29 protein-coding genes are annotated in these 26591 nt (G+C 59.1%); 10 read left to right on the top strand and 19 right to left on the bottom strand.

The genetic code is table 11. From position 1 onward, the window contains the following. Positions 1-45 precede the first annotated feature (45 nt). The 8 genes from ACA054_RS17480 to ACA054_RS17445 form a co-directional block, all read right to left on the bottom strand. Entirely contained in the window at positions 46-330 is a 285-nt protein-coding gene (locus tag ACA054_RS17480) for a hypothetical protein (RefSeq protein ID WP_497685367.1), read from the bottom strand. 200 nt (positions 331-530) lie between these two features. After that, a complete protein-coding gene (locus tag ACA054_RS17475; protein ID WP_046820095.1) occupies positions 531-761 on the bottom strand; it encodes a hypothetical protein in 231 nt (76 codons plus the stop codon). Positions 762-891: 130 nt separating this feature from the next. After that, complete coding sequence (locus ACA054_RS17470; protein ID WP_497685366.1) at positions 892-1113, bottom strand: hypothetical protein; 222 nt, start codon at positions 1111-1113, stop codon at positions 892-894. Positions 1114-1186: 73 nt separating this feature from the next. Continuing rightward, the gene (locus ACA054_RS17465) at positions 1187-2206 is read right to left on the bottom strand and encodes a DNA topoisomerase IB (RefSeq protein ID WP_497685365.1); all 1020 of its coding nucleotides are present in this window, start codon (positions 2204-2206) and stop codon (positions 1187-1189) included. 75 nt (positions 2207-2281) lie between these two features. Then, complete coding sequence (gene modC / locus ACA054_RS17460; RefSeq protein WP_497685364.1) at positions 2282-3361, bottom strand: molybdenum ABC transporter ATP-binding protein; 1080 nt, start codon at positions 3359-3361, stop codon at positions 2282-2284. Between the two features lie 3 nt (positions 3362-3364). Next, complete coding sequence (gene modB / locus ACA054_RS17455) at positions 3365-4045, bottom strand: molybdate ABC transporter permease subunit (RefSeq protein WP_497685363.1); 681 nt, start codon at positions 4043-4045, stop codon at positions 3365-3367. Further along, positions 4046-4813: a molybdate ABC transporter substrate-binding protein gene (gene modA, locus ACA054_RS17450; protein ID WP_497685362.1), complete on the bottom strand. Its 768-nt coding sequence runs from the start codon at positions 4811-4813 to the stop codon at positions 4046-4048. Positions 4814-4946: 133 nt separating this feature from the next. After that, positions 4947-6011: an NAD(P)H-dependent flavin oxidoreductase gene (locus tag ACA054_RS17445; protein ID WP_497685361.1), complete on the bottom strand. Its 1065-nt coding sequence runs from the start codon at positions 6009-6011 to the stop codon at positions 4947-4949. Positions 6012-6191: 180 nt separating this feature from the next. On the opposite strand from ACA054_RS17445, the gene acuI reads away from it, so the two are divergent. Then, entirely contained in the window at positions 6192-7175 is a 984-nt protein-coding gene (gene acuI / locus ACA054_RS17440) for an acrylyl-CoA reductase (NADPH) (protein WP_497685360.1), read from the top strand. A 1064-nt stretch (positions 7176-8239) separates the two neighbouring features. Here acuI and ada read toward each other — a convergent pair. The 5 genes from ada to ACA054_RS17415 all read right to left on the bottom strand — a co-directional run bounded on the left by ada (position 8240) and on the right by ACA054_RS17415 (position 11396). Next, positions 8240-9304 (bottom strand): bifunctional DNA-binding transcriptional regulator/O6-methylguanine-DNA methyltransferase Ada, encoded by a 1065-nt coding sequence (ada, locus tag ACA054_RS17435; protein ID WP_497685359.1) that lies wholly within the window; start codon positions 9302-9304, stop codon positions 8240-8242. 87 nt (positions 9305-9391) lie between these two features. Further along, positions 9392-10057 carry a DNA oxidative demethylase AlkB gene (gene alkB, locus ACA054_RS17430; protein WP_497690327.1) on the bottom strand — a complete coding sequence of 222 codons (666 nt, stop codon included), beginning with the start codon at positions 10055-10057 and terminating at the stop codon, positions 9392-9394. Positions 10058-10062: 5 nt separating this feature from the next. Next, entirely contained in the window at positions 10063-10767 is a 705-nt protein-coding gene (locus tag ACA054_RS17425; protein ID WP_497685358.1) for a 2OG-Fe(II) oxygenase, read from the bottom strand. Between the two features lie 120 nt (positions 10768-10887). After that, positions 10888-11058 carry a hypothetical protein gene (locus tag ACA054_RS17420; RefSeq protein WP_497690405.1) on the bottom strand — a complete coding sequence of 57 codons (171 nt, stop codon included), beginning with the start codon at positions 11056-11058 and terminating at the stop codon, positions 10888-10890. 35 nt (positions 11059-11093) lie between these two features. Further along, complete coding sequence (locus ACA054_RS17415; protein WP_497685357.1) at positions 11094-11396, bottom strand: DUF1883 domain-containing protein; 303 nt, start codon at positions 11394-11396, stop codon at positions 11094-11096. 211 nt (positions 11397-11607) lie between these two features. On the opposite strand from ACA054_RS17415, the gene ACA054_RS17410 reads away from it, so the two are divergent. Both ACA054_RS17410 and ACA054_RS17405 read left to right on the top strand, forming a co-directional pair. Next, entirely contained in the window at positions 11608-11964 is a 357-nt protein-coding gene (locus ACA054_RS17410; RefSeq protein WP_497685356.1) for a hypothetical protein, read from the top strand. Positions 11965-12036: 72 nt separating this feature from the next. Next, complete coding sequence (locus ACA054_RS17405) at positions 12037-12267, top strand: hypothetical protein (RefSeq protein ID WP_497685355.1); 231 nt, start codon at positions 12037-12039, stop codon at positions 12265-12267. 11 nt (positions 12268-12278) lie between these two features. Here ACA054_RS17405 and ACA054_RS17400 read toward each other — a convergent pair whose 3' ends face one another. After that, positions 12279-12560 (bottom strand): hypothetical protein, encoded by a 282-nt coding sequence (locus ACA054_RS17400; RefSeq protein WP_497685354.1) that lies wholly within the window; start codon positions 12558-12560, stop codon positions 12279-12281. A 131-nt stretch (positions 12561-12691) separates the two neighbouring features. Beyond that, positions 12692-12880: a hypothetical protein gene (locus tag ACA054_RS17395; protein ID WP_497635128.1), complete on the bottom strand. Its 189-nt coding sequence runs from the start codon at positions 12878-12880 to the stop codon at positions 12692-12694. Positions 12881-13172: 292 nt separating this feature from the next. On the opposite strand from ACA054_RS17395, the gene galU reads away from it, so the two are divergent. From galU to gorA, 4 genes are all read left to right on the top strand, one after another. Then, the gene (gene galU, locus ACA054_RS17390; protein WP_008065368.1) at positions 13173-14012 is read left to right on the top strand and encodes a UTP--glucose-1-phosphate uridylyltransferase GalU; all 840 of its coding nucleotides are present in this window, start codon (positions 13173-13175) and stop codon (positions 14010-14012) included. 493 nt (positions 14013-14505) lie between these two features. Beyond that, entirely contained in the window at positions 14506-15810 is a 1305-nt protein-coding gene (locus tag ACA054_RS17385; protein WP_497690236.1) for an IS4 family transposase, read from the top strand. A 623-nt stretch (positions 15811-16433) separates the two neighbouring features. After that, the gene (locus tag ACA054_RS17380; protein WP_497685353.1) at positions 16434-17957 is read left to right on the top strand and encodes an MFS transporter; all 1524 of its coding nucleotides are present in this window, start codon (positions 16434-16436) and stop codon (positions 17955-17957) included. Positions 17958-18064: 107 nt separating this feature from the next. Continuing rightward, positions 18065-19423, top strand: coding sequence for a glutathione-disulfide reductase (gene gorA / locus ACA054_RS17375; RefSeq protein ID WP_497685352.1), 1359 nt, complete (start codon positions 18065-18067; stop codon positions 19421-19423). On the opposite strand, the gene ACA054_RS17370 is transcribed toward gorA, so the two are convergent. Continuing rightward, the gene (locus ACA054_RS17370; protein ID WP_497685351.1) at positions 19420-20433 is read right to left on the bottom strand and encodes a DNA-binding protein; all 1014 of its coding nucleotides are present in this window, start codon (positions 20431-20433) and stop codon (positions 19420-19422) included. The genes gorA and ACA054_RS17370 overlap by 4 nt on opposite strands. Positions 20434-20642: 209 nt before the next feature. On the opposite strand from ACA054_RS17370, the gene ahpC reads away from it, so the two are divergent. Further along, a complete protein-coding gene (ahpC, locus tag ACA054_RS17365) occupies positions 20643-21206 on the top strand; it encodes an alkyl hydroperoxide reductase subunit C (protein WP_007975937.1) in 564 nt (187 codons plus the stop codon). 139 nt (positions 21207-21345) lie between these two features. After that, positions 21346-22908: an alkyl hydroperoxide reductase subunit F gene (ahpF, locus tag ACA054_RS17360; RefSeq protein ID WP_497685350.1), complete on the top strand. Its 1563-nt coding sequence runs from the start codon at positions 21346-21348 to the stop codon at positions 22906-22908. A gap of 191 nt (positions 22909-23099) precedes the next feature. Here ahpF and gloA read toward each other — a convergent pair whose 3' ends face one another. Beyond that, positions 23100-23621, bottom strand: coding sequence for a lactoylglutathione lyase (gene gloA / locus ACA054_RS17355; protein ID WP_497685349.1), 522 nt, complete (start codon positions 23619-23621; stop codon positions 23100-23102). Between the two features lie 144 nt (positions 23622-23765). Between gloA and ACA054_RS17350 the strand changes: the two genes are divergently transcribed. After that, on the top strand, positions 23766-24290 hold the full coding sequence (locus tag ACA054_RS17350; RefSeq protein WP_497685348.1) for a DUF4946 domain-containing protein: 525 nt from the start codon (positions 23766-23768) through the stop codon (positions 24288-24290). Positions 24291-24456: 166 nt separating this feature from the next. Here the strand turns inward: ACA054_RS17350 and ACA054_RS17345 are convergent, their stop codons facing one another. Further along, the gene (locus ACA054_RS17345) at positions 24457-24819 is read right to left on the bottom strand and encodes a histone-like nucleoid-structuring protein, MvaT/MvaU family (RefSeq protein ID WP_497685347.1); all 363 of its coding nucleotides are present in this window, start codon (positions 24817-24819) and stop codon (positions 24457-24459) included. 238 nt (positions 24820-25057) lie between these two features. Next, positions 25058-26590 (bottom strand): EAL domain-containing protein, encoded by a 1533-nt coding sequence (locus ACA054_RS17340; RefSeq protein ID WP_497685346.1) that lies wholly within the window; start codon positions 26588-26590, stop codon positions 25058-25060. Position 26591 lies beyond the last annotated feature (1 nt).

Raw genomic sequence — 26591 nt, 5'->3', positions numbered from 1 at the left:
CGAGTAAAAATTGGGCCGACGGGATCGGCCCAAAATTTGTTGCCTCTAGACAAAGGCCTGCCCATGAAAACCCCGTGGCAGCCGTTGCAGTCCTGCCATGGCGGTCAGCCGCTCGATCCAGGACTGGCGCCAATCAATGGCGACATGAACGACTTTTGCCTTGCGTGCGGCGCGGCGTGTAGCGCTGCGTTCGGTTTTGCGCGCCTCTTTGTAAGCGTCGGTGTTTCGGCAGCTTCTGCATTTCACCCGATTCAATTCCCGGGTGGAGGTGAGGTTGTTGCCCTTGTGACCGCAGGCCAGGTGCCCGCTGATTTTGAAGTGGGTGACCATCTGAACGCCTCCTTCGTAACGAGGTAATCATTAGACAACCCTGCTTGGGTGACGTTCGCTGCTCACGGGCGCAAAAAAAATCCCAGCGCCTGGCTGGGTTGGGGTTCAAGGATCAGACAGACACACACGCGGTGACGATAGCGTCGCCGGTCATGCGTCCCGCGTCAGGTCGTGTCTGTGCATCGGTATCCAGATCGGAATCATCTGAACCGCGGCAGAGGCGGCTCGACTGGCCGCAGCGACGACAGGGTGTTGCGGATCAGGGGCGTATCCTTCTCGATGTCGTTCAGACGATCACGGATTCTGAGCGCAGTCGGGTGTCCGCCTTGATGATCGACCCAGTCGGCGATTTCCTTGCACGCGGCAGCCAGGCGAACCTGACGGGAATCGAGCAGGGTAAGCAGGGTGGTGATGGACTCTTTTTCGGACATGGGGAACACCTCCGTTGAAGAAACCTGAAGATTGGCAATAAAAAACCCGCCGCAAGCGAGCTGTCTACCGATGGGGCGCTGAACCTTCAGCCTTCTCAGTATAGACCCGTAACCGGTTCGCGAATGTTCGTCAGTCTTGGCGGACCGTCATTTGTGACCGGGCGTTGAGCTGTCGGCATACGCGTTGGGCGTCGTGTTCAAGATCGTATCCGTCACCGATGAAGCCGTTGGTGCGGGTATCGGCGATGCGGTACCAGAGAGCGGCCTCAGCGGGTTCATGCACGGTTTCTCCAGCCCGGCGTCCATGAATGATGATCTTGTTGCAGCGCTTGACGACGAAAATGTCTTCCATGGCTTCACCGCGGCTGATTCGTGTACAGATCAACTATAGAAGTCATTTGCAATCGTGCAAAAAAATAGACAGGTCAGTTCGTCGGTTCAGAGGCCATTTTCTCCAGCAGCATTGCCAGTGCGACTTCCTCCGCCCGCAGGTTTTTACGCACCCTGGGCCTTGGCAGTTGCGCCAGGGCACCGAGCAAAAAACTATCGAGCACCGCTGGATGGATGTAGCACTTGCGGCACACCGCTGGGGTGTTGCCCAACTGTCTGGCGACATCCTTGACCATGGCCACCACATGCTGTTTTGCCTGCGACTCGGGTTGCCACTCAAGCTCGCGTAAAACCGCCAGGGCCAGTGCGCTGCCGGCCCAGGTGCGGTAATCCTTGGCGGTAAAGTCGGCGCCGGTCAGGGTTTGCAGGTAGGTGTTGACGTCGGCGGAAGTGATCGTGTGTCGCTCACCGTTTTCATCGAGGTATTGAAAAAGGTTTTGCCCGGGAATCTCCTGGCAGCGCTTGATGATCCGCGCCAGGCGCCGGTCCTTGACGGTGATTTGATGTTCGACGCCGCTCTTGCCGCGAAACTGGAACAGGATCGCACTGCCGTTGATTTCCACATGACGGCTGCGCAGGGTGGTCAGGCCGTAGGAACGGTTGTCCCGTGCGTACTGGGTATTGCCGACACGGATCAGCGTCGCGTCGAGCAAGGTGATGACCGTGGCCATGACCTTGTCGCGACTGAAACCCGGTGCCGCCAGCAAGGCTTCGAGTTGTTTGCGCAATTTCGGCAGGGCCAGGCCGAAATCCCGCAGGCGCGAGTACTTGTCGGTGTCACGCACTTCTCGCCAGCGCGGGTGATAGCGGTACTGCTTGCGCCCACGGGCGTCGCGGCCTGTGGCTTGCAGGTGGCCGCGCGGGTCGGTGCAGATCCACACGTCGGTGTAGGCCGGTGGTACCGCCAGGGCATTGATGCGCAGGATTTCGTCCGGGTCGACGATGCGTTGGCCAGCCGGATCGAAATAGCAGAATTTACCGCGCAGTTTCCTGCGGGTGATGCCCGGCTGGGTGTCGTCGACGTAATGCAGGTCACGGGGCAGTGCATCGGGCATGGCGATTGTCCTGGGCGAGGGATCGGGGGCCGTTACAGCCATTGACCCCGCGCCGCGGCAGTCGTGCCCACGGCGTTACGCCAGCACCGCCACGGCTTTGATTTGCGCCCAGAGACGTTGGCCCGGGTGCAGGTGCAAGTGGTCCCGGGAATAGCGGGTGATACGCGCCAGCAAAGGGCTGCCGTCGGCGTCCAGGCGCACCAGCACATGGGCGCTGTTGTCGGCGGGCATTTCACTGACCACCGTAACCGGCAGGCGATTGAGGATGCTGCTTTGGTAATCGCCCTGCAGGCTGAGGCTGACATCTCGCGCCTGGACCTTGCAGCGCAACGCCTGACCCGCGGCCATTGGCGTGTGAGTCACGCGAATGTTCAGGTCTGTGTCGGGCAGTTGCAGTGTCAACAACTGGTAGTGGGCGTCATAGGCCGCGACATGCCCCTGGATCACCACGCCAGCGTCGTCACCCAGCGCCAGCGGTAAGTCGAGGCGTGCCAGGGTCTGGCCGATGGGGCCGCTGGCCAGTGCCTTGCCGTCGCTGAGCAGGACGATGTGGTCGGCCAGTTGTGCGACTTCATCCTGGGAGTGGCTGACATACAGCACCGGGATGTCCAGCTCATCGTGCAGCCGTTGCAGGTAAGGCAGGATTTCGCTTTTGCGTTGCGCATCCAGCGCTGCCAGGGGTTCATCCATCAACAACAGTGACGGGCTGGTGAGCAGCGCGCGCGCCATGCCAACGCGCTGCCGTTCGCCGCCGGAAAGGTGCTGCGGATGCCGATCGAGCAGGTGACTGATGCCCAGCAGTTCGCTCGCGTGCGCCATGTCCACCCGGCGCTGTGGCTTGGGGATGCGCTTGAGGCCGAATTGCAGGTTGGCCAGCACCGACAGATGAGGGAACAGGCTGGCTTCCTGAAAAACGTAACCCAGTGCGCGCTTGTGCGGTGCGACGAAAATCCCCTTGTCGCTGTCTTGCCACACGTGCTCGTTGACCTGGATAAAACCCTCATCGGCCCGCTCCAGCCCGGCGATGCAGCGCAGGCAGGTGGTCTTGCCAGAGCCGGAGTGCCCGAACAGTGCCGTCACCCCACGGCCGGGCAACTGCAAATCGACATCGAGGGCGAACCCCGGATAACTCAGCTTCAGACGCGTTTGAATCATCGATCAGCTCCAGCCTGTTTTGGTTTTACGGCTGGAGTACAGCGCCAGCAACACCGCAAAAGAGAACACCAGCATGACCCCGGCCAGCCAATGGGCCTGGGCATATTCCATGGCTTCAACGTGATCGTAGATCTGCACCGAGACCACTCGGGTCTTGTCGGGGATGTTGCCGCCGATCATCAGCACCACGCCGAATTCGCCGACGGTGTGGGCAAAGCCGAGGATGGCCGCGGTGATGAAACCGGGTCGGGCCAGGGGCAGGGTGACGCTGAAAAAACTGTCCCAAGGACCGGCGCGCAGGGTCGCGGCCACTTCCAGTGGGCGAGTGCCAATGGCGGAAAAAGCGTTTTGCAGCGGTTGGACCACGAACGGCATCGAGTACAGCACCGAGCCAATCACCAATCCTGCAAAACTGAAGGTGAGGGTGCCGAGCCCCAGGGATTGGGTGAACTGGCCGACAAAGCCGTGGGGGCCGAGCGCCAGCAATAGATAGAAACCAATCACCGTGGGTGGCAGCACCAGGGGCAGGGCGACGATCGCCCCTACCGGGCCGCGCAGCCAGGATTGGGTGCGCGAGAGCCATAACGCCAGCGGAGTGCCAACCAGCAACAGGATGACGGTCGTCAGGGACGCCAGTTTCAGGGTCAGCCAGATGGCGGAAAAGTCGGCACTCGATAGCGACATTTAGATTTGGTAACCGTAGGACTTGATGACGGCAGCGGCTTTTGGCCCCTTGAGGTAGTCAACCAGTGCCTTGGCTGCCGGGTTGTCCTTGCCCTTGTTGAGGATGACCGCGTCCTGTTTGATCGGGTCGTGCAGGTCGGCCGGAACGATCCACGCCGAGCCGCTGGTGATCTTGCCGTCCTTGTAGATCTGCGACAAGGCGACAAAACCCAGCTCGGCGTTGCCGGTGGACACGAACTGGTAGGCCTGGGTGATGTTCTGGCCTTCAACGATCTTGTCCTTGACCTTGTCGGTCAGGCCTTCTTTGGCCAGCACTTGGGTCGCCGCCAAGCCATAAGGTGCGGCTTTCGGGTTGGCGATCGACAGATGCTGATACTGGTTATCGGCCAGCACTTTGCCCTTGGCATCGACGTAGCCTTCCTTGGCCGACCACAGCGCCAGCGTGCCAACGGCGTAGGTGAAGCGCGAGCCCTTGACGGCGTCGCCTTCGGCTTCAAGTTTTTGCGGGGTGGTGTCGTCTGCCGAAAGAAACACCTCGAACGGCGCGCCATTCTTGATCTGGGTGTAGAACTGACCGGTTGCACCGAAGGAAGTGACCAGTTTGTGCCCGGTGTCCTTTTCGAAATCGGCGGCGATGGCCTGGATCGGCGCGGTGAAGTTGGCGGCGACAGCGACCTGGACCTCGTCCGCCTGGGCAGAGCCGAAGGCGAACACGGCGAGCAGGCTCGCCAGGCAGGTGGGGGCAAAACGTGAGGCACGCAGGGTCATGAAACGGCTCCGTCACAGGCAAATGTTGCGAGAGGGGTGAATCGTTATATATAAGAATATATAGCGAAATGCCGGTAAACGGAATGTGTTGCAGCGCGGTTGTGGCGAGTGACGTGGTTACTCGCCACAACCGTCAGCGCTGAAGCAACTTCGCCAACCCTTCCTCGGCCAGGCGCCGGGTCAGTTCTGCGGTGCTCAACTCGACCCCCAGGGTAAACGCCTGTCCGGCCCAAAGGTTGCTGAAGTCTGCCTCGCCTTTGGCGCGCAACGGCATCAATGCACCGCCCGCGAGGGGAAAGCGCGGTGCCTGGCTGCTCATCGGTCCGAGCTCGCGCATCACCCGATTGAGAATCCCCCGCGCCGGGCGACCGGTGAAAATGTTGGTCAGCGCCGTCTCGCTTTCCCTGGCGGTCCGCAATGCCTGGTGATGCGAGGCACTGACCTTGGCCTCTGGCGTGAACAGGTACGCCGTCCCTACTTGCACCGCCGAAGCCCCCAACATGAACGCCGCCGCAACACCCCGCGCATCGGCAATGCCGCCAGCGGCAATCACCGGTACTTTCACGGCATCGACGACCTGTGGCACCAGGGCGAAGGTGCCGACCTGACTGCTCAGGTCATCACTGAGAAACATGCCCCGGTGTCCGCCCGCCTCAAAACCCATGGCGATGATTGCGTCGCAGCCATGCTGCTCGAGCCAAATGGCTTCTTCGACCGTGGTCGCCGAGGACAGCACTTTGGCCCCGGTGGCTTTTACCCGATCCAGCAGGGAGTTTTCCGGCAGGCCAAAGTGGAAACTCACGACCTCGGGGCGCAATTCTTCGATCACTTGGCAGGCGGCCAGATCGAACGGCGCGCGATTGGACACCGGTGTCGGCGCATCGAAGTCGACCCCCAGTTCGCGATAATAGGGCTGCAGCAGGTTCTTCCAGTCCTGAGCGCGTTGCTCGTCGACCGCCGGCGGTTGATGGCAGAAGAAGTTGACGTTGATCGGGCGCTGGCTGTGTTGACGAATGCTCTTGAGCTCTTCGCGCAATTGCTCGACGCTCAGCATGGCGGCGGGCATCGAGCCGAGGCCGCCGGCGTTGCTCGCCGCTATGACCATGGCCGCGGTGGTAGCGCCGGCCATGGGGGCCTGGATGATCGGCAGTTCGATTCCGAGCAGGTCAAGAATGCGGGTATTTGGCCATTGGCTCATTTGAGGTGTTCTCCAATGTTGAAACCGGGCAGGGCGACAGGTTCGATTTGTAGCAGCAATGATCGAGGTTATGCCAGTCATGTTTGCCGCAGGCGAATTGGCTTAAAGTCGAGTACGATATTTTTTTGCGATGTGGTATTTAAATCACACCACAACAGGTGATCTCACCAGGAGGCAGCAATGTTCCAAGGGATTCTGATCGACAAAGACGAAAGCGGTTACCGGGCCACACTGCAACAGATCAATGAGGATCAGCTGCCCGAGGGCGATGTGACGGTGCGTGTGGCGTACAGCACGCTGAATTTCAAGGATGGCCTGGCGATCACCGGCAGCAGCCCCGTGGTGCGAAAATTCCCGATGGTACCGGGGATCGACCTGGCAGGGACCGTCGAAGCCAGCGGGCATCCGGACTACAAGGTCGGTGACAAAGTCCTGCTCAATGGCTGGGGGGTGGGCGAAGGGCATTGGGGTGGTCTTGCGCAAAAGGCGCGTCTGAAGGGCGACTGGTTGATCGCGCTTCCCGAGGCATTCACTGAAGCACAGGCTATGGCCATCGGCACGGCAGGCTACACGGCGATGCTGTGCATCATGGCGCTGGAACGCAACGGTGTGACGCCCGGGCAAGGCGAAGTACTGGTCACCGGTGCCAACGGTGGTGTGGGTAGTTTCGCCATTGCGTTGCTGAGCAAGCTTGGCTATCGGGTGGTCGCTTCCACGGGTCGCTTGTCGGAACACGAATACCTCAAGCAACTGGGCGCCAGCGAAATCATCGATCGCGCTACCTTGTCCGAACCCGGCAAACCCCTGGCCAAGGAACGTTGGGCAGCGGTCATCGACTCCGTGGGTAGCTACACCCTGGCCAATGCCTGTGCCAGCACCAAATCAGAAGGCACCGTTGCCGCCTGCGGTCTGGCCCAGGGAATGGACTTTCCGGCCTCCGTTGCGCCCTTTATTCTGCGCGGGGTGACTCTTGCCGGGATTAACAGTGTGACCCAACCCAAGGCCAGGCGTGTAGAGGCCTGGGGGCGATTGGCCGAGGATCTGGACTTTGATTTGTTGCCGCTGATCAGCCATGAAATCGGTTTGAGTGAAGCGATCGAGGCTGCGCCGCGACTGTTGGCTGGGCAATTGCGGGGGCGGGTGGTGGTGGATGTGAATCGCTGATCAGAGCTGATGGCCGACCAATCGCTTGCGGCTGTACCCGATCTACTGTGGGAGCTGGCTTGCCAGCGATGACGGTCTGACAGCCGACCAATCTCTTTCAGGTGTACATATCCATTCCTGCGGTAACGGCCACCTATGGTTTCGCTTTTACAGCGAGTCACTTGGAAAAGCCCCAAGTAACCAAGGGCTCTTGCCCCTGGCGTTCGGCCCCTCGCTAAGGCTCGGGGTACCCTCGCTCCGGTCCTGCTCCGTGGGCCCGCCGCGATGGGCCATCCTTGGCCCAGCGCGGCTAAACCGGCATCCATGCCGGTTTACCCACTGCGCAGAACCTCCACTCGGCCTCTCGAGGGGGCAAGAAAATCAAGAGCCAAAGCAGAGCGAGGCGGCCTTAAAGCCGACCTGATTGCAGGTCTGTCCGAGAAGTGATCGTTCCCACGCTCTGCGTGGGAATGCCGCCAGGGACGCTCCGCGTTCCGCTGACGACGCATGACGTGATCCGTGCGCAACGGTGACGCGGAGCGTCACAGGATGCAGTCCCACGCAGAGCGTGGGAACGATCAGGTCAAGCGCACGCAGCCAAAGTCAGGTCGGCTGTCAGGCCGCCTCGCTTTGGCTTTGGATTTGGGCGCCCCGTTAAACCACGATGGCCGAACGCAGGCATTGCGCAGTGGGTAAATCGGCAGGACGCCGGTTTAGCCGCGCTGGGCCATGGATGGCCCATCGCGGCGACCCACGGAGCAATGCCGGAGTGAGGGCATGCCGAGCCTAAGCGAGGCACCGAGTGGTGGGGCAAGAGCCTTTTGCTTACTTTTCGGCGTTTGGAAAAGTGAGTCGCCGTAAGGGCGAAACCATAGGTGGCCGTTACCGCAGCAATGGATATGTACTCAGACAACTATCTCCCAGAGGCTTCGACGCGGCATGGATCAACTTTGGTAGAGGCGCCGATGGCGGTCGTCACAGGTTGACGGACAGGCTCAGAGCGGGAGGGGGCAAGAAAATCAAAAGCCAGAGCAAAAGCGAGGCGGCCGACCGGCCTGTCTGCCGCATCACCCGCATCCCTCTTTTCAGGGCTTTTCCCGCTCCAGCAATTGCCGTTTCCGTTCCACACCCCAACGATACCCCGACAGATTACCGTCGCTGCGTACCACGCGGTGGCAGGGGATCGCGACCGCCAGGCTGTTCGCGCCACAGGCTTGTGCCACTGCGCGAACAGCTTTTGGGTTGCCGATGCGCTGGGCGATGTCGGCGTAGCTGGCGGTGCTGCCGGCGGGAATCTCACGTAGGGCTTGCCAGACCCGCTCCTGAAACGCCGTGCCGCGCACATCCAGCGGCAAGTCCAGGCCCAGGGCCGGGGCTTCGATGAAGCCTACGACCCTGGCGATCAACTGTTCGAAGGCCTGATCGGCGCCGATCAGATTGGCGCGACGAAACTTGTCCTGCAGGTCGCAGACCAGTTGCTGCGGATCATCACCCAGGAGAATCGCGCAGACTCCACGCTCGCTTTGCGCCACCAGAATCGCGCCGAGGGAACACTGGCCAACCGCAAAACGAATGTCATTGTTTTGCCCCGCGGCACGGTAATCAGTGGGTTTCATCCCCAGCACCTGATCCGCCGCCTCATAGAAACGGCTGTTGGAATTGAAGCCGGCAGCGTACAACGCATCGGTGACCGAGCGGCCATCCGCCAGCCGCTCACGCATTCGGCGCGAACGTTGGGCCGCGGCATAGCCTTTGGGTGTCAGGCCGGTCACGGACTTGAACACCCGATGGAAATGAAAACTGCTCAGTCCTGCCGCTTGCGCAAGTTCGTTCAGCGCGGGCAGCGCCTCGGCAGTTTCGATCTGGCGGCACGCGGCGGCCACGGTGGCGGCATGTTGCGCGGCGACAGCGCTTTGATCCTTTGCCGCGCGCTTGCTTGGACGATAACCGGCGGCCAGGGCGAGTTCGGCGCTATCGAAAAATTCGACATTCTGCGGTTTCGGCAAGCGCGAGAGGCTGCTGGGGTTGCAGTAGATCCCGGTGGTTTTCACCGCATAGACAAACTGTCCGTCCGCTTGTGGGTCGCGGGCGACCACCGCGGCCCAGCGTGGATCGTTTTCGGTGCTGATGGTTGTCGATTGGCTTGTCATGGTTTTACTTCCGTTGACCCGTTTGCCGCAGATTAACCACCGGCCAATACATCCACACTCCGGCGCTTGCGGTCAAACTCCACAGCATCACTGCGCGGTACGAAAAGTGAAGTTGATTCGCTGCTCGCCCAAGCGCGGGTGTTGGCCATCCTTGATCGGCAGGACGCCGTGATAACGCAAGCGATCCACGCCGCCCCAGACCACGATGTCGCCATGCAACAACGGCACCCGTTGGCTTTTGTCGCTGCGCGCGAAGCCGCCGAACAGGAACATCGCGGGCAACCCCAGCGATACCGAAACGATAGGCGCAGCGTAGGATTTTTCGTCCTTGTCCTGATGCAATGACATTTTTGCCCCAGGTACATAGCGATTGATCAGGCAGGAGTCCGGCACGAAATCGGTGAATCCTGCCTCCCGTGCCGCCGCCTGCGCCAGTTGGAAAAAAACCTCGGGCATGGCTGGCCAAGGCAGGCCGGTCCGGGGATCGTCGCGGGTGTAGCGATAACCGCTGCGGTCGGTGGTCCAGCCCCATGTTCCGCAACTGCTCAGGGCGACCGACATGGTGAAACCGCCTGGGGTGATCATTTGCCGGAACGGTGCGTCCGCCAACACGGCCTCCAGTGCCGGCAGCAAACGCGCAAGCCAAGGCAGGGCAAAGCCTCTGAGGACGTAGGACTGTTCGCCGATCTGCTCGCGTCGGCGCTCTTGCTCGGGCTCGGCATCGGCAAACAGGTCAAGGGTGGTCGGGTTCATGGTGCTCATGATGCGTCGTGGAAGATGATCCCAAGGGTATGCCGTTTTCCGCTGTGCAGGCGACTGACGCCGTGGCGCAGGGTCACCCGATAGTAACCGCGCGCGCCTTTTACCGGGCGCTGGTTGACCGCGAAGATCAGGCCGTCACCTTTTTTCAGACCGATGACTTGCGGGCGCGACTGCATGCGCGGGCGCTGCTCGGTCAGCACGAACTCACCGCCGGTGAAATCTTCCCCAGGCTCTGACAGTAGAATCGCCACCTGCAGCGGGAAGACATGCTCGCCATACAGATCCTGGTGCAGGCAGTTGTAGTCCTGTGGTCCGTATTGCAGCAACAAGGGCGTCGGGCGCTGCTGGCCGGCGGCATGACAACGCTCGAGGAAGGCCGGGTGGCTGTCTGGAAAACGGCTCGGCAAGCCCATCTGCTCATGCCAACGATTGGCAATCGGCACCAGTCGCGGGTACAGCGCGCTGCGCAGGCGGGCCACCAGCGGCGGCAAGGGGTAGTTGAAATATTTGTACTCGCCACGGCCGAAACCGTGGCGGGCCATGATCACGTGCGAGCGAAAGCGTTCGGATTGGCCGTACAAGGTGCTGATTTCATCACAGGCCTTGTGGCTCAACAGCGATGCGATGACCGCGCAGCCGTCCTGATCGAGTTGCTGTTCCAGCAAGGTCCAGTCCAGCCTGTCCAGAAATTGCTCGCTCATTGCCGGGCCCTCAGGTTATTGAGGTGGCGAGACTAAGGGGCATAACGAATGTGAGCACTCCGACACTTGCGGTCAAATCTCGGCAGGGAGCAGACGTCCATGTTGTCGCTCCAGGCGATGTTACAGCGCTTTGCGGACACTGATGTCGCTGATCACGTCTTCGCCCTGGTCATGAAGAGCGTCCAGCGCGGCCTTGGCTTCTTCTTCAGTGCCATTTTCCAGCTGGGCAAATTCGAAGCGGCGTTCGCCATTGAGTTTGTATTTGATGACGTACTTGGTCGTCTGGGCCACGGTCATACCTGTCTGTCTGCGTATTGGGGCGCTGCTCAGCTCAGTTTCGTGCTGGAGCGGCGGATGATCTTGATCGAATGGCTCAGGGTCGGCTTGCGCGTCACACTGATCGGCCGGCGGTTGACCGTGTCGATGGTAATGTTCCAGAAGCCGGTGCTCGGCGCCGTGATGCGGGCCGGGAAGGTGTCGAACGCGCCACCGTGATAGGTGTGACGACCGCCATTCTTGAAGCTGCGGAAGTTGGCGTCGTTCATCAAGCGTATGTTGCAGGTTTGCGAGCATTGAATGACGACGATGTCGTCTTCGTTGAGGTGCTCGCGCTGGTGGATAAATTTCATGAGGCGCCTCCAGAAGGGTTTTTTCTACAAAATCAAAACGATAGCATGGGCGATTGGCGCAGTTTATCAGCCCTGAGGCGTTATTATCTGGCTGTCCGGGCCCGGTTGAGCAATAAAAATGGATATTGCGCACGCCTTGGAAGAAAAAAGCAGTCAGCCTCGGAGAAAACCCGTGTTTGAGCTGTCGGAGGGTCTTTATCGGAGGTTTCTTATGAAGTGGGGCATGTGGGGCTTGCCGTGGGTCTTGGCAATCAGTGGTTGTGCGAGTGTTTCGGACATCAACCAGACGCTGCCGACCATGAATGTGATTTCAGGCAAGAAGCCCCATGAGTACGCGCATTGCCTGAGCGAAAAACTCGCCGACAGCCGTGGTGCCTTGCAAATCGAGGAGCAGAAAGACGGAGTGCGGGTGATCGTACCGCAGAAGCTTTCATCGGGACCGGCCGCGGTGTTTGATATCGTGGAACGCTCCGGCGGCAGCGGCATCAAGCTGCATGAGCGCATTTCCAACGTGCCGCTACGCCCCTTTGATGTTCGCGATGCCGCCACGGCGTGCATATCCGGCTGATAGACTGTCGACCGTCAGCACCGATGCCGTCAAAGCGACCCTTTGGCGGCATTGTCATTTCTGGAGTCGAACATGAAGCGAGAGCGGGTACGGGAGCGGCACGCAGAGGGCCAAATCTGCGCCACCCATGTGATTCAGAACCCGGCAAATCCGGGGGAATGGATCGTGTTTTTCAAGAAAAGCGCCGGGCGCAGTTTTTTCCTGGTGGACGATAGCGACGAAGTCGAGTCCTTCAGCAGTCTCGACGAGTTGGTCGAGACCGTCCGCGGCCTGGGGATCAAGTTCGCGGAAATCCACATGTAGGGCACGATGCCCTACTTGCACACCACCACGACGCTACGGTTTTTGTAGTTGCCAACGTCGACGCCCAGGGTCTTGTCGCTTTCCTTGAGCGAGGGTGTGCCGTCGGTGCCAACGATCCGGTAGCCGGTGCCGGCGCAGGAGGCATCGGCCTTTTCGTAACAGGTCGCCCAGGAGTTGGCCTCGCCGGAACAGTCGATAGCCAGGCCTTGTTCGCCATTGTTCAGGTAAGTGGTTTCGGAGGTGGCGCAGCCAGTGAGGGCCAGAACCGCTATCAGCGGCAAAAATTTGGTCATGTCGTTGTCGTCGTCAGGATGAGGGGGCAAAGCCTGTGACAGCGCGGGTAGCAAAAGGTTATAGCGAAAGGCCACTTCTTGCCGTCATTCACATAAAAAGCCCTGCACAAGAGCAGGGCGTCAGGCCTGGATCAGTTCTTGTCCTTGCCCCGTCGTTTGGGGGCCGGGTGTTCCAGTTGCAACACCGATGCCACTTCGATTGCCATGGCTTCGGCCGGGAAAGGCCCGGCGATGTTCTCACCGCCAACGCCGGCTACCCACCACTGGCCGTCTTTGGCCTTGTTGATCAAGTACCCGTTGACGCTTTTTGCTTCTGACATCTATTTGCCTCGTTGGCTGGTTCAATGGCGCCATGATACCGCCAAATGCACCGTTCGGGTGCCGATGCGCACGCGGTGGTGCGCGTGCCCGTGGGTTGACTTGTCGTGCAAGTCTGGCGGACTCTGCTATCAATAACAGGCTACTGATCCATTCGCGGTGCTCGCTGCGGAACTAACGGCGAGAATATTTCTCTATGATGGCATCGGTTAGCCAGTGCGGGGCATTGTAAGGTGTACGCCGCCTGATTAGACTGCGCCGAAACCCGTACACACAGCCCTTTCAAGGACTTATATGATCAAGAAATGCTTGTTTCCAGCAGCCGGTTACGGCACTCGCTTCCTGCCAGCGACTAAAGCCATGCCCAAGGAAATGCTGCCGGTGGTAAACAAGCCACTGATCCAGTACGGCGTCGAAGAGGCCCTGGACGCCGGGTTGACGGAAATCTCCATCGTCACCGGTCGTGGCAAGCGCGCCCTGGAAGACCATTTCGACATCAGCTACGAGCTGGAAAACCAGATCAAGGGCACCGACAAGGAAAAGTACCTGGTCGGCATCCGCAAGCTGCTCGACAATTGCTCGTTCTCCTACACCCGCCAGACCGAAATGAAAGGCCTGGGCCACGCGATCCTGACCGGCCGTCCGCTGATCGGCGACGAACCCTTCGCCGTGGTGCTGGCGGACGACCTGTGCGTCAACCTCGAAGGCGACGGCGTACTGACCCAGATGGTCAAGCTGTACAAGCAGTTCCGCTGCTCGATCGTGGCCATCCAGGAAGTCGACCCGCAAGAGACCAACAAGTACGGCGTGATCGCCGGCGAGATGATCCGCGACGACATATACCGCGTGCACAGCATGGTCGAAAAACCAAAACCTGAAGATGCGCCGTCGAACCTGGCCATCATCGGTCGCTATATCCTGACCCCGGACATCTTCGACCTGATCGAACAGACCGAGCCAGGCAAAGGCGGCGAAATCCAGATCACCGACGCCCTGATGAAGCAGGCCCAGAACGGCTGCGTCATGGCCTACAAGTTCAAGGGCAAGCGTTTCGACTGCGGTGGCGCCGAAGGTTATATCGACGCGACCAACTTCTGCTTCGAGAACTTCTACAAGACGGGCAAGGCTTACTGATAGCGCCCCAGCCGCTTGTACTGAAAAGGGATCTTCACCAGCTGAAATCAAGCTGGTGAAGGCCCAAACAAACGCCCCGACTTGATCGGGGCGTTTGCTTTTGTGCGCGCTAAAAAAGCGCCTGGTTTCCTGTAGGAGCCAGGCTTGCCGGCGAAGGCGTTCTGACAGCCAACCGATCGCTTGCGGCTGTACCCGATCTTCTGTAGGAGCAAGGCTTGCCCGCGAGGGCGGCCTGACAACCGACCAATCTCTCGCGGCTGTACCCGATCTACTGTGGGAGCGGGCTTGCTCGCGAAGGCGGCCTGACAGCCGACGTGGAGTTTGTTGACAGAGTACATATCCATTCCTACGGTAACGGCCACCTAGGGTTTCGCTCTTACAGCCACCCCTTTCAAGGTCTTTGTTAAAATCCTCCAAAAACTCCGGTCAGGAAGACGAGACGATGTGGGCAGAGGTTTTAGCGCGGTTCGAGAAAAAAACACCGGCCAGTGTCATGGCCAAATTGGTGTTGGAGCAGGCCATTCCAGCTGAGTGGGTCGATCAGGTGTTCGAAGAACACCGTCAACGGCAGTACCCGCGCGAGCTTTTGTTTTCGACCATCGTTGAGCTGATGTCCCTTGTTTCACTGGGGTTGCGCCCTTCGCTGCATGCCGCCGCACGGCAGATGGATGATCTGCCCGTCAGCTTGGCGGCGCTTTACGACAAGGTCAGCCGCACAGAGCCCGCGCTGCTGCGCGCCTTGGTGAGCGGCAGTGCGCAGCGCCTGACGCCGACGATTGAGGAGTTGGGCTGTTCTGCCATTTTGCCCGGCTGGCAACTGCGGGTCGTTGACGGTAACCACCTGCCTGCCAGTGAAAAACGTCTGGATGCTTTGCGCCGTGAACGAGGTGCCGCGCGGCCTGGTTTTTCGGTCGTGGTTTACGACCCTGATCTGGACCAGGTCGTCGACCTCCAGCCCTGTGAAGATGCTTATGCCAGTGAGCGTGTCGGTGTGCTGCCGTTGCTGGAAAACGCCCGTGCCGGCCAGTTGTGGATGGCCGATCGACTCTACTGCACGCTCCCGGTCATGGAGGCCTGTGAAGACGCCGGGGCTGCCTTCATTGTTCGTGAGCCGAGTAAACATCCGCGCCTGTTTCAGGAAGGCGACTGGCAGGAACCTGTCGCGGTCGCGACCGGAAGCGTGCGTGAGCAAATCATCGAAGTGAAAGGTGGACGTCAGTGGCGGCGTGTCGAGCTGAATCTGCAAAAAGCTACCGAATCAGGCGACACCACGTTGTTGTTCTGGAGCAACTTGCCCGAGACCATCAGCGCTGAGCAAATCGCCGATTTGTACCGTCGTCGCTGGAGTATCGAAGGGATGTTCCAGCGCCTGGAGTCGGTGCTGGACAGTGAACTCGGAACCTTGGGCAACCCCAAGGCGGCCCTGCTCGGGTTTGCTTCGGCGGTGTTGGCCTACAACGTGTTGTCAGTGCTTAAGCGCAGCGTTGAGCAGGCTCATCGCCAAACGCAGCCAGAGGGATGGGAGGCTTCGATCTTCCACCTGACCGTGCAAGTGCGTAGCGGTTATGAGGGCATGCAGATCGCGTTGCCTGCAGATTACTTATCACTTCAATCGAGCTCAGAAACTACGGCACAGCGCCTGTTGGCGCTGGCCAGGAATATCAAGCCCAAACAGGTCGCCAAAAGCACACGCGGGCCCAAGGTGCCCAAGCCCAAGGAGTGGCTTGAAGGTAAGGCAGTGCATGCCCATGTGTCGACGGATCGGGTGCTCAAGGCCGCAAAAGTCAAAAGACCTTGAAAGGGATGGCTCTTACAGCGAGTCACTTGGAAAAGCCCCAAGTAACCAAGGGCTCTTGCCCCTGACGTTCGGTGCCTCGCTAATGCTCGGCATGCCCTCGCTCCGGTCCTGCTCCGTGGGCCCGCCGCCATCGGCCATCCATGGCCGGCGGCGGCTAAACCGGCATCCATGCCGGTTTGCCCACTGCGCAGAACCTCCACTCGGCCTCTCGATGTGGCAAGAAAATCAAAAGCCAAATCAAAAGCCAAAGCGAGGCGGTCGACCGGCCGGCCTGATTTGAAGCCGTACGCATTACCTCTGTAGGAGCCAGGCTTGCCGGCGAAGAACGATAACGCGGTGCACCAGACACAACACCGCAGCGCCTGGTTCGCCGCCCGCTCGCACATATAGCGCACGAGCACGTAGGTACTGGCTTACATCCATTGCCAGGTTTCTCGAGAGAAAATTCTGATTTGCAGATAGATGCAGGTAAATCATGTTAGCTGCTCGTTACTAACGTTCGTTTTAACTGGGATTATGAGCGCAAGGTGTTTAAACGATAGATGTTTTACCGCGACGACACGTAGGGATCGAGTCGTGGGGCTGATTACCCCGGATTCTTATGATTACAAGGAGGTTCGTGAATGGCTTTAACAAGAGGCGCGGCGCAAGGCCACACAACACGGTGGCTAAGCCTAAGCGTACTGATGCTGCCTGTATTGCTGGTGACAGTTGACAATACGGTGCTTGGATTCGCGCTGCCAAAGATTGCCGAGGCCCTGCGTCCGAGCGCTAGCCAGCAGTTGTGGATGATCGATGCTTACTCGCTGGTATTGGCGGGGTTGCTGGTGTCGATGGGTAGTCTGGGGGATCGAGTCGGTCATCGTAAGTTGTTGTTGGCCGGGTCCTTGGGTTTTGCGATTGTGTCGGTGCTAACCGCGTATTCCGATACCGCCACGCAGCTGATTGCCGGGCGAGCTTGTATGGGCGTTTTCGGTGCAATGCTGATGCCCTCAACGTTGGCGTTGATACGTTCGGTGTTCGAGGACCGAGAGGAGCGCAGACTGGCAGTCGCGATCTGGGCAACGACGTTGACGGTCGGCTCGGCACTCGGTCCTTTGGTGGGGGGGGTGTTGCTGGAATTTTTCAGTTGGGGGTCGATTTTCCTGTTGGCGGTGCCCGTGTTGGTGCCATTGCTGGTGTTGGGGCCACTGTTGTTGCCTGAATCCGGGCGAGATGCTTCAGGACCGTTGGATCCGATAAGCATCCTGCAATCGATGTCCGCTCTTGGTGCCATTGTTTATGGCATCAAACACAGCGCCAGTAATGGCATCGACTGGATGGCGCTGACCGCATTTGCAGTAGGCGCAGTAGCGGGCTGGATGTTTGTGCGTCGACAGTTAAGTCTGCCAATGCCGCTGATGGACCTGAGTCTGTTCCGCAGTGGCACCTTTAGCGGCTCTGTCGCGATCAATTTGATGAGTCTCGCGTTTCTCGTTGGCTTCGTATTCTTTACCACTCAGTTCTTGCAGATCGTACTTCAGATGTCGCCCTTGAGTGCCAGTCTCGCGTTGGTTCCTGGTCAGGTCATGGCGATTGTCGTGGGGATGGCGGTCGTGCCTGTCGCGCAGCGAATACAAGTGCATGTGCTGATACCAATCTTGATGGCGTTTGCTGGCGCGGCGTTTTTGCTGGTTGCCAGCATGGGCAGTAGCCTGACCGTACTAGTGGTGGCTTTCGCCTTGCTGAACATTGGCGTGGGCGCGATCGCGACGGTGTCCAATGATGTGATTTTGTCAGCTGCACCACCGGCAAAGGCGGGCGCCGCGTCGGCCATTAGCGAAACGGCCTATGAAGTGGGCGTAGTTTTGGGGACGACAGTGCTCGGCGGTGTCGTCACCGCCTACTATCGCGATGCATTGCAGCTTCCAGGGTTCCTGAGCGAAGTGCAGATGATGCTGGCAAGTGAGACGCTGTCTGGCGCTTATCATGTGGCGGCAGAATTGTCGGCTGATCAAGCAAGGGAATTGATGGCGCAGGCGGGAAGGGCATTTGAAGGTGGAATCGGTTTGGTTTCATGGGTGACCTTCGGCTTGGCACTCATGGCGATTTTGATTGCTTGGCGCACTCTGCGGACAGCGAAAACGCAATCTGCAGCAGGACATTGATCGAAAGCGGAGATTGGGCCGCGCATCGCACGGCCCAAGCATTTCAGCACAACGCTTGCTCAGTGGCCGTCCGCAGGTATGCTATTCGCCTGCCGAGGAGATTGAAAATGGCCTACGATTTTGACCTTTATGTGATTGGCGCCGGTTCTGGCGGTGTGCGGGCTGCTCGATTTGCTGCCGGTTTTGGCGCGAAAGTGGCCGTGGCCGAGAGTCGCTATTTGGGCGGCACCTGCGTGAACGTCGGCTGCGTGCCGAAAAAACTGCTGGTGTACGGCGCGCATTTCGCCGAGGACTTCGAGCAGGCTTCGGGGTTCGGCTGGAGCCTGGATGAAGCGCAGTTCGATTGGGCGACGCTGATCGCCAACAAGGACCGCGAGATCAATCGCCTCAATGGCATTTACCGCAACCTGCTGGTCAACAGTGGTGTGACGCTGCACGAAGGCCACGCCAAGATCGTCGATCCGCATACGGTCGAGATCAACGGCGAGCGCCACAGCGCCAGGAATATCCTGATCGCCACCGGTGGCTGGCCGCAGATTCCGCAGATTCCTGGGCACGAGCACGCGATCAGCTCCAACCAGGCGTTTTTCCTCAAGGAGCTGCCCAAGCGTGTGCTGGTGGTAGGTGGTGGCTACATCGCCGTCGAATTCGCCGGCATCTTCCACGGCCTGGGCGCCCAGACCACGCTGCTGTATCGCGGCGAGCTGTTCCTGCGGGGCTTCGATGGTTCCGTGCGCAAGCATCTGCAGGAAGAGCTGACCAAGCGCGGCATGGATCTGCAGTTCAATGCCGACATCGAACGTATCGACAAGCAAGCCGATGGCAGCCTGAAAGTGACGCTCAAGGATGGTCGTCAGTTGGAGGCCGATTGCGTGTTCTACGCCACCGGGCGGCGTCCGATGCTGGACAACCTTGGGCTGGAAAATACTGGGGTGAAGCTCGACAAGAAAGGCTTCGTCGAGGTGGATGACCTGTACCAGACGGCCGAGCCTTCGATCCTGGCCCTGGGCGATGTGATTGGCCGGGTGCAGCTGACGCCGGTGGCGCTGGCTGAAGGCATGGCGGTGGCGCGACGCTTGTTCAAGCCTGAGCAGTATCGCCTAGTGGATTACAAGATGATCCCGACGGCGGTGTTCAGCCTGCCCAATATCGGCACGGTCGGCCTGACCGAGGAGGAAGCCCGCGAAGCCGGCCACGAGGTACAGATCTTCGAAAGCCGCTTCCGGCCAATGAAGCTGACCCTGACCGAATGCCAGGAGCGCACGCTGATGAAACTGGTGGTGGACGCCCAGACCGACAAGGTGCTGGGCTGCCACATGGTCGGGCCGGAGGCTGGCGAAATCGTCCAGGGGTTGGCCATCGCCTTGAAGGCCGGCGCCACCAAGCGCCACTTCGACGAAACCATCGGTGTGCATCCGACGGCCGCCGAAGAGTTCGTCACCCTGCGTACACCGGTCGACGGTTAAGCGTCCCTGGCGACGTCTGGCGCTGCTGCAACGGCAGCGGCCAGGCGTGCGCTTTGTTCCAGGTCTGCCCGGGTTTTCAGCAGTTCGATTTCCAGTGACTTGTTGACCTGCGCTTGCTCGTCGACGCTCTGTTTGAGCGCCTGGCTTTCCAGCATGGCGACGCGCAGGCGTTCCTGGAGGAGGGTGCGTTCGCTGTCGACTCGGGTGGCCTGGTCGAGCAGTTGATCCTGGCGGGCATTGCTTTGCTTGAGCTGCTCTTGCAGCAGGCTCAGCTCGCGCAGTGTGCCGCGATTCTCCGTCAGCAGGCGTTCGTTGTCGCGGTGCAGCTGGGTGATTTCGTCCTGGCGCACCAAGGCGCTCTGTTGTGCCTGGCGCACCTCCATCTGCAGTTGCTGCAGCTGACCTTCGTGGCGGTTTTGCTCTTGCTCGCGCTGCTCCTTGACCGCGTTGCGGTAGTGCTCCAGGGCGTCACGGCTGTGCAGGTGTTTCTCTTCGAGCGAGCGAATCTGCTCGTCCTTGTCTTGCAGGCGCAGTTCGAAATCAGCCAGTGCCTGACTCAACCCGGCATTGCGGGTTTGTTCGCCCTGAAGCAGTGAGCCCGTACTTTGCAGCGCCTCGGATTCCTGGGTCAGTGCCAGGCTCTGCAGTTCGTAGTGCTGCTGCAGTTGCGTATTGGCTTGCTCGGCTTGATGCAACTGCGTTTCCAGCGCCTTGCGTTGTTGCTCGTACTGCTCGCGGGCCTGGTCAATGGGCTCCTGCGCCTGCTCTTTGAGGCGCTGCGCCAGGCGTGTTACCAATGCCAGTAACTCATCGTCGATCGGCTCGGACGGTGCCTCGTCAGCATCCGGGGTGCTATCATCGAGTTCCTTCATATAGCGATGGATGGTGGTTTTCGAGCCGGTATTGCCCATTTCGATCCGTACGGCATCGATGCTGGGGTTTTCGCCGCGCGCAAGAATCGCCAATCGCGCCGCTTGCACCACCTGTTTATTTACGCCGCCACGGGCCATGAAATCTCCTGCGATTTTTGCTGTGTGGTACGTACCACGAAAAGGCGCATTCTACCATTCGTTGGGGGTAAATTCAGTTTTCTTCTATTAATACTGTTGGCTAATAGCGAAAGCCAATCAGCGACATGAGGTTTGCCAATGAGCCAACCGTCCGTCGAGTGGGTAAAGTTCTCTCCATCAACTTCTTAACCCCTGACGGAGAGTCAACGATGCCTATCATCAACAGCCAAGTTAAACCGTTCAAAGCTGACGCATTCAAAAATGGCGACTTCGTAAAAGTCTCGGACGCTGACCTGAAAGGCAAGTGGTCTGTGGTGTTCTTCTACCCGGCCGACTTCACCTTCGTCTGCCCGACCGAGCTGGAAGACCTGGCTGACAACTACGACGCATTCCAGAAGCTGGGCGTCGAGATCTACAGCGTTTCCACCGACACCCACTTCGCCCACGCTGCCTGGCACAACACTTCGCCAGCCATCGGCAAGATCCAGTACACCATGATCGGCGACCCGACCCACGCCATCTCCCGCAACTTCGACGTGCTGATCGAAGAAGCTGGCCTGGCTGACCGTGGCACCTTCGTGATCAACCCTGAAGGCCAGATCAAGATCGTTGAACTGAACGACGGCGGCGTTGGCCGTGACGCTTCCGAGCTGCTGCGCAAGATCAAGGCTGCCCAGTACGTCGCTGCTCACCCGGGCCAGGTCTGCCCAGCCAAGTGGAAAGAAGGCGAGGCCACTTTGGCGCCGTCCCTGGACTTGGTCGGCAAGATCTAAGTCTGTGATCGCTGCATCAGGGCGCAACGCCGCACCTACTCAGTAAGCTGCACCGCCCAATAAAAACGCCCGGGCGAGATTCGCTCGGGCGTTTTTTTATGCCTGCTCTAAATGAATCAGCAAAAAGGAAATCGCCCGTATGTTGGACACCAATCTTAAAACCCAGTTGAAGTCGTACCTGGAACGGGTCACCCAACCGATCGAGATCGTTGCATCCCTCGACGACGGTGCGAAATCCCAGGAAATGCTCGCACTGCTGAAAGACGTTGCCAGTCTTTCCACCCAGATTACCTTGCTCGACAACGGTGACGATGCCCGCAAGCCATCGTTCTCGATCAACCGGCCGGGAGCGGATATCAGCCTGCGTTTCGCCGGCATCCCGATGGGCCACGAATTCACGTCCCTGGTACTGGCCTTGCTGCAAGTCGGCGGCCACCCCTCCAAGGCCAGTGCCGAAGTGATCGAACAGATCCGCTCGCTCAAGGGCGAGTTCAACTTCGAGACTTATTTCTCGCTGTCCTGCCAGAACTGCCCGGACGTGGTTCAGGCGTTGAACCTGATGGCTGTTCTCAACCCCAATATCCGCCACGTCGCCATCGATGGCGCGCTGTTTCAGGCTGAAGTCGATGAGCGCCAGGTCATGGCAGTACCGAGCATCTACCTCAACGGCGTGAACTTCGGCCAGGGTCGCATGGGCCTTGAAGAAATCCTCGCCAAAATCGACACCAGCGGCATCGAGCGTCAGGCCGAGAAGATCAGCGCCAAGGAAGCCTTTGACGTGCTGGTGGTGGGCGGTGGCCCGGCCGGCGCTTCGGCGGCCATCTATGCCGCTCGCAAAGGCATTCGCACTGGCGTCGCGGCTGAGCGTTTTGGTGGGCAGGTGCTCGACACCATGGCCATCGAAAACTTCATCTCCGTGCAGGAAACCGAAGGGCCGAAACTGGCGGTCGCACTGGAAGAGCACGTCAAGCAGTACGACGTGGACATCATGAACCTGCAGCGCGCCGACAAACTGCTGCCGGGCAAGGCGGGCGAGCTGCACGAAGTGCACTTCGCCAGCGGCGCAAAACTCAAAGCCAGGACGGTGATCCTGGCCACCGGTGCACGGTGGCGTGAAATGAACGTGCCCGGTGAGCAGGAGTACCGCAACAAGGGCGTGGCGTACTGCCCGCACTGCGACGGCCCGTTGTTCAAAGGCAAGCGCGTGGCGGTGATTGGCGGAGGCAACTCCGGCGTTGAAGCGGCCATCGACCTGGCGGGTATCGTGTCCCATGTCACGCTGCTGGAGTTCGATGTACAACTGCGTGCCGATGCGGTGTTGCAGCGCAAGTTGCACAGTCTGCCGAACGTGACCGTGATCACCAGTGCGCAAACCACTGAAGTGACGGGCGACGGGCAGAAAGTGAATGGCCTGCGCTATAAGGATCGCCAGACCGACGATTTGCGCAGCGTGGAACTGGAAGGGATCTTCGTGCAGATCGGTCTGTTGCCAAATACCGACTGGCTTAAAGGCACCATCGAGTTGTCACCGCGGGGCGAGATCATTGTCGATGCCCGTGGCGAAACTTCGATGCCGGGCGTGTTCGCTGCCGGTGACGTGACCACCGTGCCGTACAAGCAGATCGTGATCGCGGTGGGCGAGGGCGCCAAGGCTTCCCTGAGTGCATTCGACCATTTGATCCGGACCTCGGCCCCGGCGTAATACCGGACGCTGAAAAGACAAAACCCCATGCGTGATCATGGGGTTTTTTTGTGCCTCACCCATTCCCGAAGTGGAGCTGATTTTTGTGGGAGCGAGCTTGCTCGCGATGGCGGAGTTTCAGTCACATTAATATTGAAGGTGCTGTCGCTATCGCGAGCAAGCTCGCTCCCACAGGGGATTTGTGGTGTGCGTTAGAGTGGGGCCGGCTGGATGATTTCGACCCAATAGGCATCCGGATCCTTGATGAACGCCAGGCTCTTCATGCGGCCATCGTTCAGGCGCTTCTGAAAGTCGCAGCCCAGCGCTTCGAAGCGCTCGCACGCGGCGACGATGTCCGGCACCGAGATGCAGATGTGGCCGAACCCGCGCGGGTCGGTGTTGCCGTTGTGATAGGCGAAGTCCGCATCGTTCTCGGTGCCGTGGTTATGGGTCAGTTCGAGAATGCCGGGGATCGACTTCATCCACTCGGTACGCGCGGCCGCATCGGCGGGAATCTGGCTCTTGTCGACCAGGGCGAGGAAGTACAGGCTGAACTCCGCTTCCGGAAAATCGCGTTTCTCCACCAGCGAGAAACCCAGGATGCGCGTGTAGAAATCCAGGGACTTGGTGATGTCCTTGACGCGCAACATGGTGTGGTTGAAGACGAATTTCTGGGTGGCGGTGTCAGGCTGTGCGGTCACGCCGGGGAAGGTGTTCAGTTCTTGCAGGCTCATGGGCCCTCCGGAAAATAAATGGGCTGACGAATGACGACAATGATACGCATGGGTTGCGACATCACCAAACCCAAACCCTCTGCTATTGCCTGACCGCCGGTCGAGGATCAAACTTCAGGGCTAACTGGCTGAGTGTTCATTGCAATGATTCGATTGTGTAAATCGTTGGTTATCTTGAGTGGCGTGCTTTCGATCTTTGCCCGGGCTTACGCCGATGAGCCGGTCATTACCTGGCCGCCAGGCTGGCAGGTCGAAGTCGTTGCCCAAGGCGACGCTGGCAACGGTGTCAGTCGCCAGCGTGCGGTCAAAAACGATGCGCAAGGCACGCCGCTGATGGTGATGGAGCTGACCATGACCCCGGTACAAAGCGGTCATCAGGTGAATCTGGAAGGTGTGTTGCTGGAGATGCGCAAATCGGTGCAGAAAGACTTTTTCCAGGGTGGCTATCAAAGTGTCTGCAACCGGATTCACTCGACAACCTTGAGTCGCTTGCCGGCCCTGGAAACCACCTGCACCATCACGCAAAACGGCCGGCATGTGCTGTCGCAAACATTGGTCGCCGCCGTGGATGCCGATAAGGCCTACGTACTTTCCTACGCCGGGCAGGCCGAGGCTTATAAGGCCAGCCAGAATGAAATAGAGGCCGCACGTAACGGCTTGAAACTTTAGTTGAAGGCTTCAATGAGCGCCGATTTCATGCCTCTTTTGATAGCGTTAGATAGCCAAAGGGATTAAGCACAAAGTTGCTTGGAAGTACCGGGCAGGCTTGCATTTAGATGCGATCAATGAAAAAAAGCCCTGCATCTGCAGGGCTTGGTTTTTTCAGTGCGAGGGGTTAGCCACGCAGCCAGGAATCGACGGTGGCGGCACCGTATTGTTCCTTCCAGGCCTTGAGCCCGCGATGGTTGCCACCCTTGGTTTCAATCAGCTCGCCGGTATGCGGGTTCTGATAAACCTTGACCACGCGGGCGCGGCGGGTTTTCGGTGCGGCCTGTTGCAGGCCGGATTTTCCCGGGTTCAGGTCGAGGATGGCGATAATGTCGCGCAGGCTCTTGCCGTAGGTTTTCATCAGCCCCTGGAGCTTTTCTTCGAATTCGATTTCTTTCTTGAGCCCGGCATCGTTCTTCAGGGATTCAAGCTGCTTGAGCTGCTCTTGAAGGGCCTTTTCAGCTGCACGAAATTCAGCGAGTCTGGACAATATCTTTACTCCAATAGTGTGTTTGGCTGATACCAACCGCAAACAAAGCTATAAGCCAAGAGCCTTGAAGCGACTCGGTGATAAATGGCGCACCTGCCAATCTAGCGCAGGCATCAAAAATTGTAGTAGTTAATTGATCAAGAGTAAATCATGACTTTTTGTTCATGTAACAAGACTTGTACCTTGATTCTAATGGGGGAGGGCGGCGCGTCGTTGAATCGCTGCTAAAGGCCACTAGTTAATGATCACTTAATGCATTAATGAAGTCTGCCGCAGGCATCGGTCGGCCAAACAGATAACCTTGCAGGTAGTTCACATGGTGGGCCGTCAGGTAATCACTTTGTTCCAGGGTTTCCACACCTTCTGCAATCATTGCCAGGTCGAGCTTGACCGCCAGCTCGATGATGCTGTCCAGAATGTGGCTGGAGAGGGTATCGACGCCGATCATGGCGACAAAGCTCTGGTCGATTTTCAGGAAGTCCACGTTGAACTGGCGCAGGTAACCGAGACTCGAGTGGCCGGTACCGAAGTCGTCGATGGCGATCATCACGCCAAGGTCATGCAGTTGCTCGAACAGTTGATGGGTGATGGCCGTGGGCTCGATCAGTTTGCGCTCGGTCAACTCCAGTACCAGGTGGATGGAGCCGGGGGCAAAAGCGCCGAGAAACTGGCGGCAATCCTCGACCAGTGCAAGATCCAGGCAATGATCGGCGGTGATATTGATACCGATATGAAACGGCTCATTAAAGGTCGCCAACCTCGGTGCCAACAGCCTGGCTGTTTGTTGCATGATCGAGCGGGTCATCGGCACGATCAGTCCGCAGTGTTCGGCAAACGGAATGAACAGATCGGCGCGTACCAGGCCTTCCTTGGGATGGTTCCAGCGCATCAGCACCTCGACCCCCGTGCATTTCTTGCTTTGCGCCTGCACCACGGGTTGGAAATACGGGACGAACTCCGCCGCGTCCAGTGCGCGCTGCATCTCAAGGGTTGGCGATGATGAACGTTTCTGTATGACATGCCCGATCAAACCGGCAATCACCCCGAAAAACAGTAACAAGCTGAACAGTGGCGGATATTCACTGCTCATGTAACGCCACACTTCGCCTTCGGGGAAACCGGCCGTCACGCTGAAGGGATAACGAGAAGATGTCAGCCTGTTTTCTGCAACGGGGAACTCCGGTGGATCGCCCTCGTGAAAACTGCCGTCGGCGGACAACCAGTTAGGCCCAACTTGCAGCAACAGCAATTTCTGGCGCCCGATCAGGCGCAAGAGATTACTCAGGTGGTAACCGTCCAGCGTGCTCATGGCGCCCCGTTTGCCGTCGCTGAGTCGATAAACCAGCAACGCGGTATCGGGCGTCACCGGGTTGCCCTTCATCAACAACAACTGGCCGTTGGCATAGTCTCCGGATGCAATTTTTTCGTGATAGTCACCGAACAGGGAACTGCAATAAATAGTGTCGTCCCACAACAGGTTGGTCGAGCGCACGAATGGACGCCGTGTCACCTGCTCGCGCAACGCCAGGTTGACGTCAATGCAACTCTGGCCAGCCAATGGCAGCAACTCACGCGCCGCCTGCGCGGTGTTGTCGAGCATCAGTTCGAACTGGCGAGTCGCTTCTTCGGCGGTTTGTTGGGTACTGAGCCTGAGTACGCGTTCGGCCTGCATATAAAGAATGGCAAAACCCAGCAGGACCGGGAGCACTCCACTCAATAAGGTCACGGCGAGCCTGATGCCGCGCGGGTGGACGTTGGTTTTCAGTGGCATT

Source organism: Pseudomonas sp. LBUM1653 (assembly GCF_059716115.1).
This window is presented reverse-complemented; position numbering and strand designations above follow the sequence as displayed.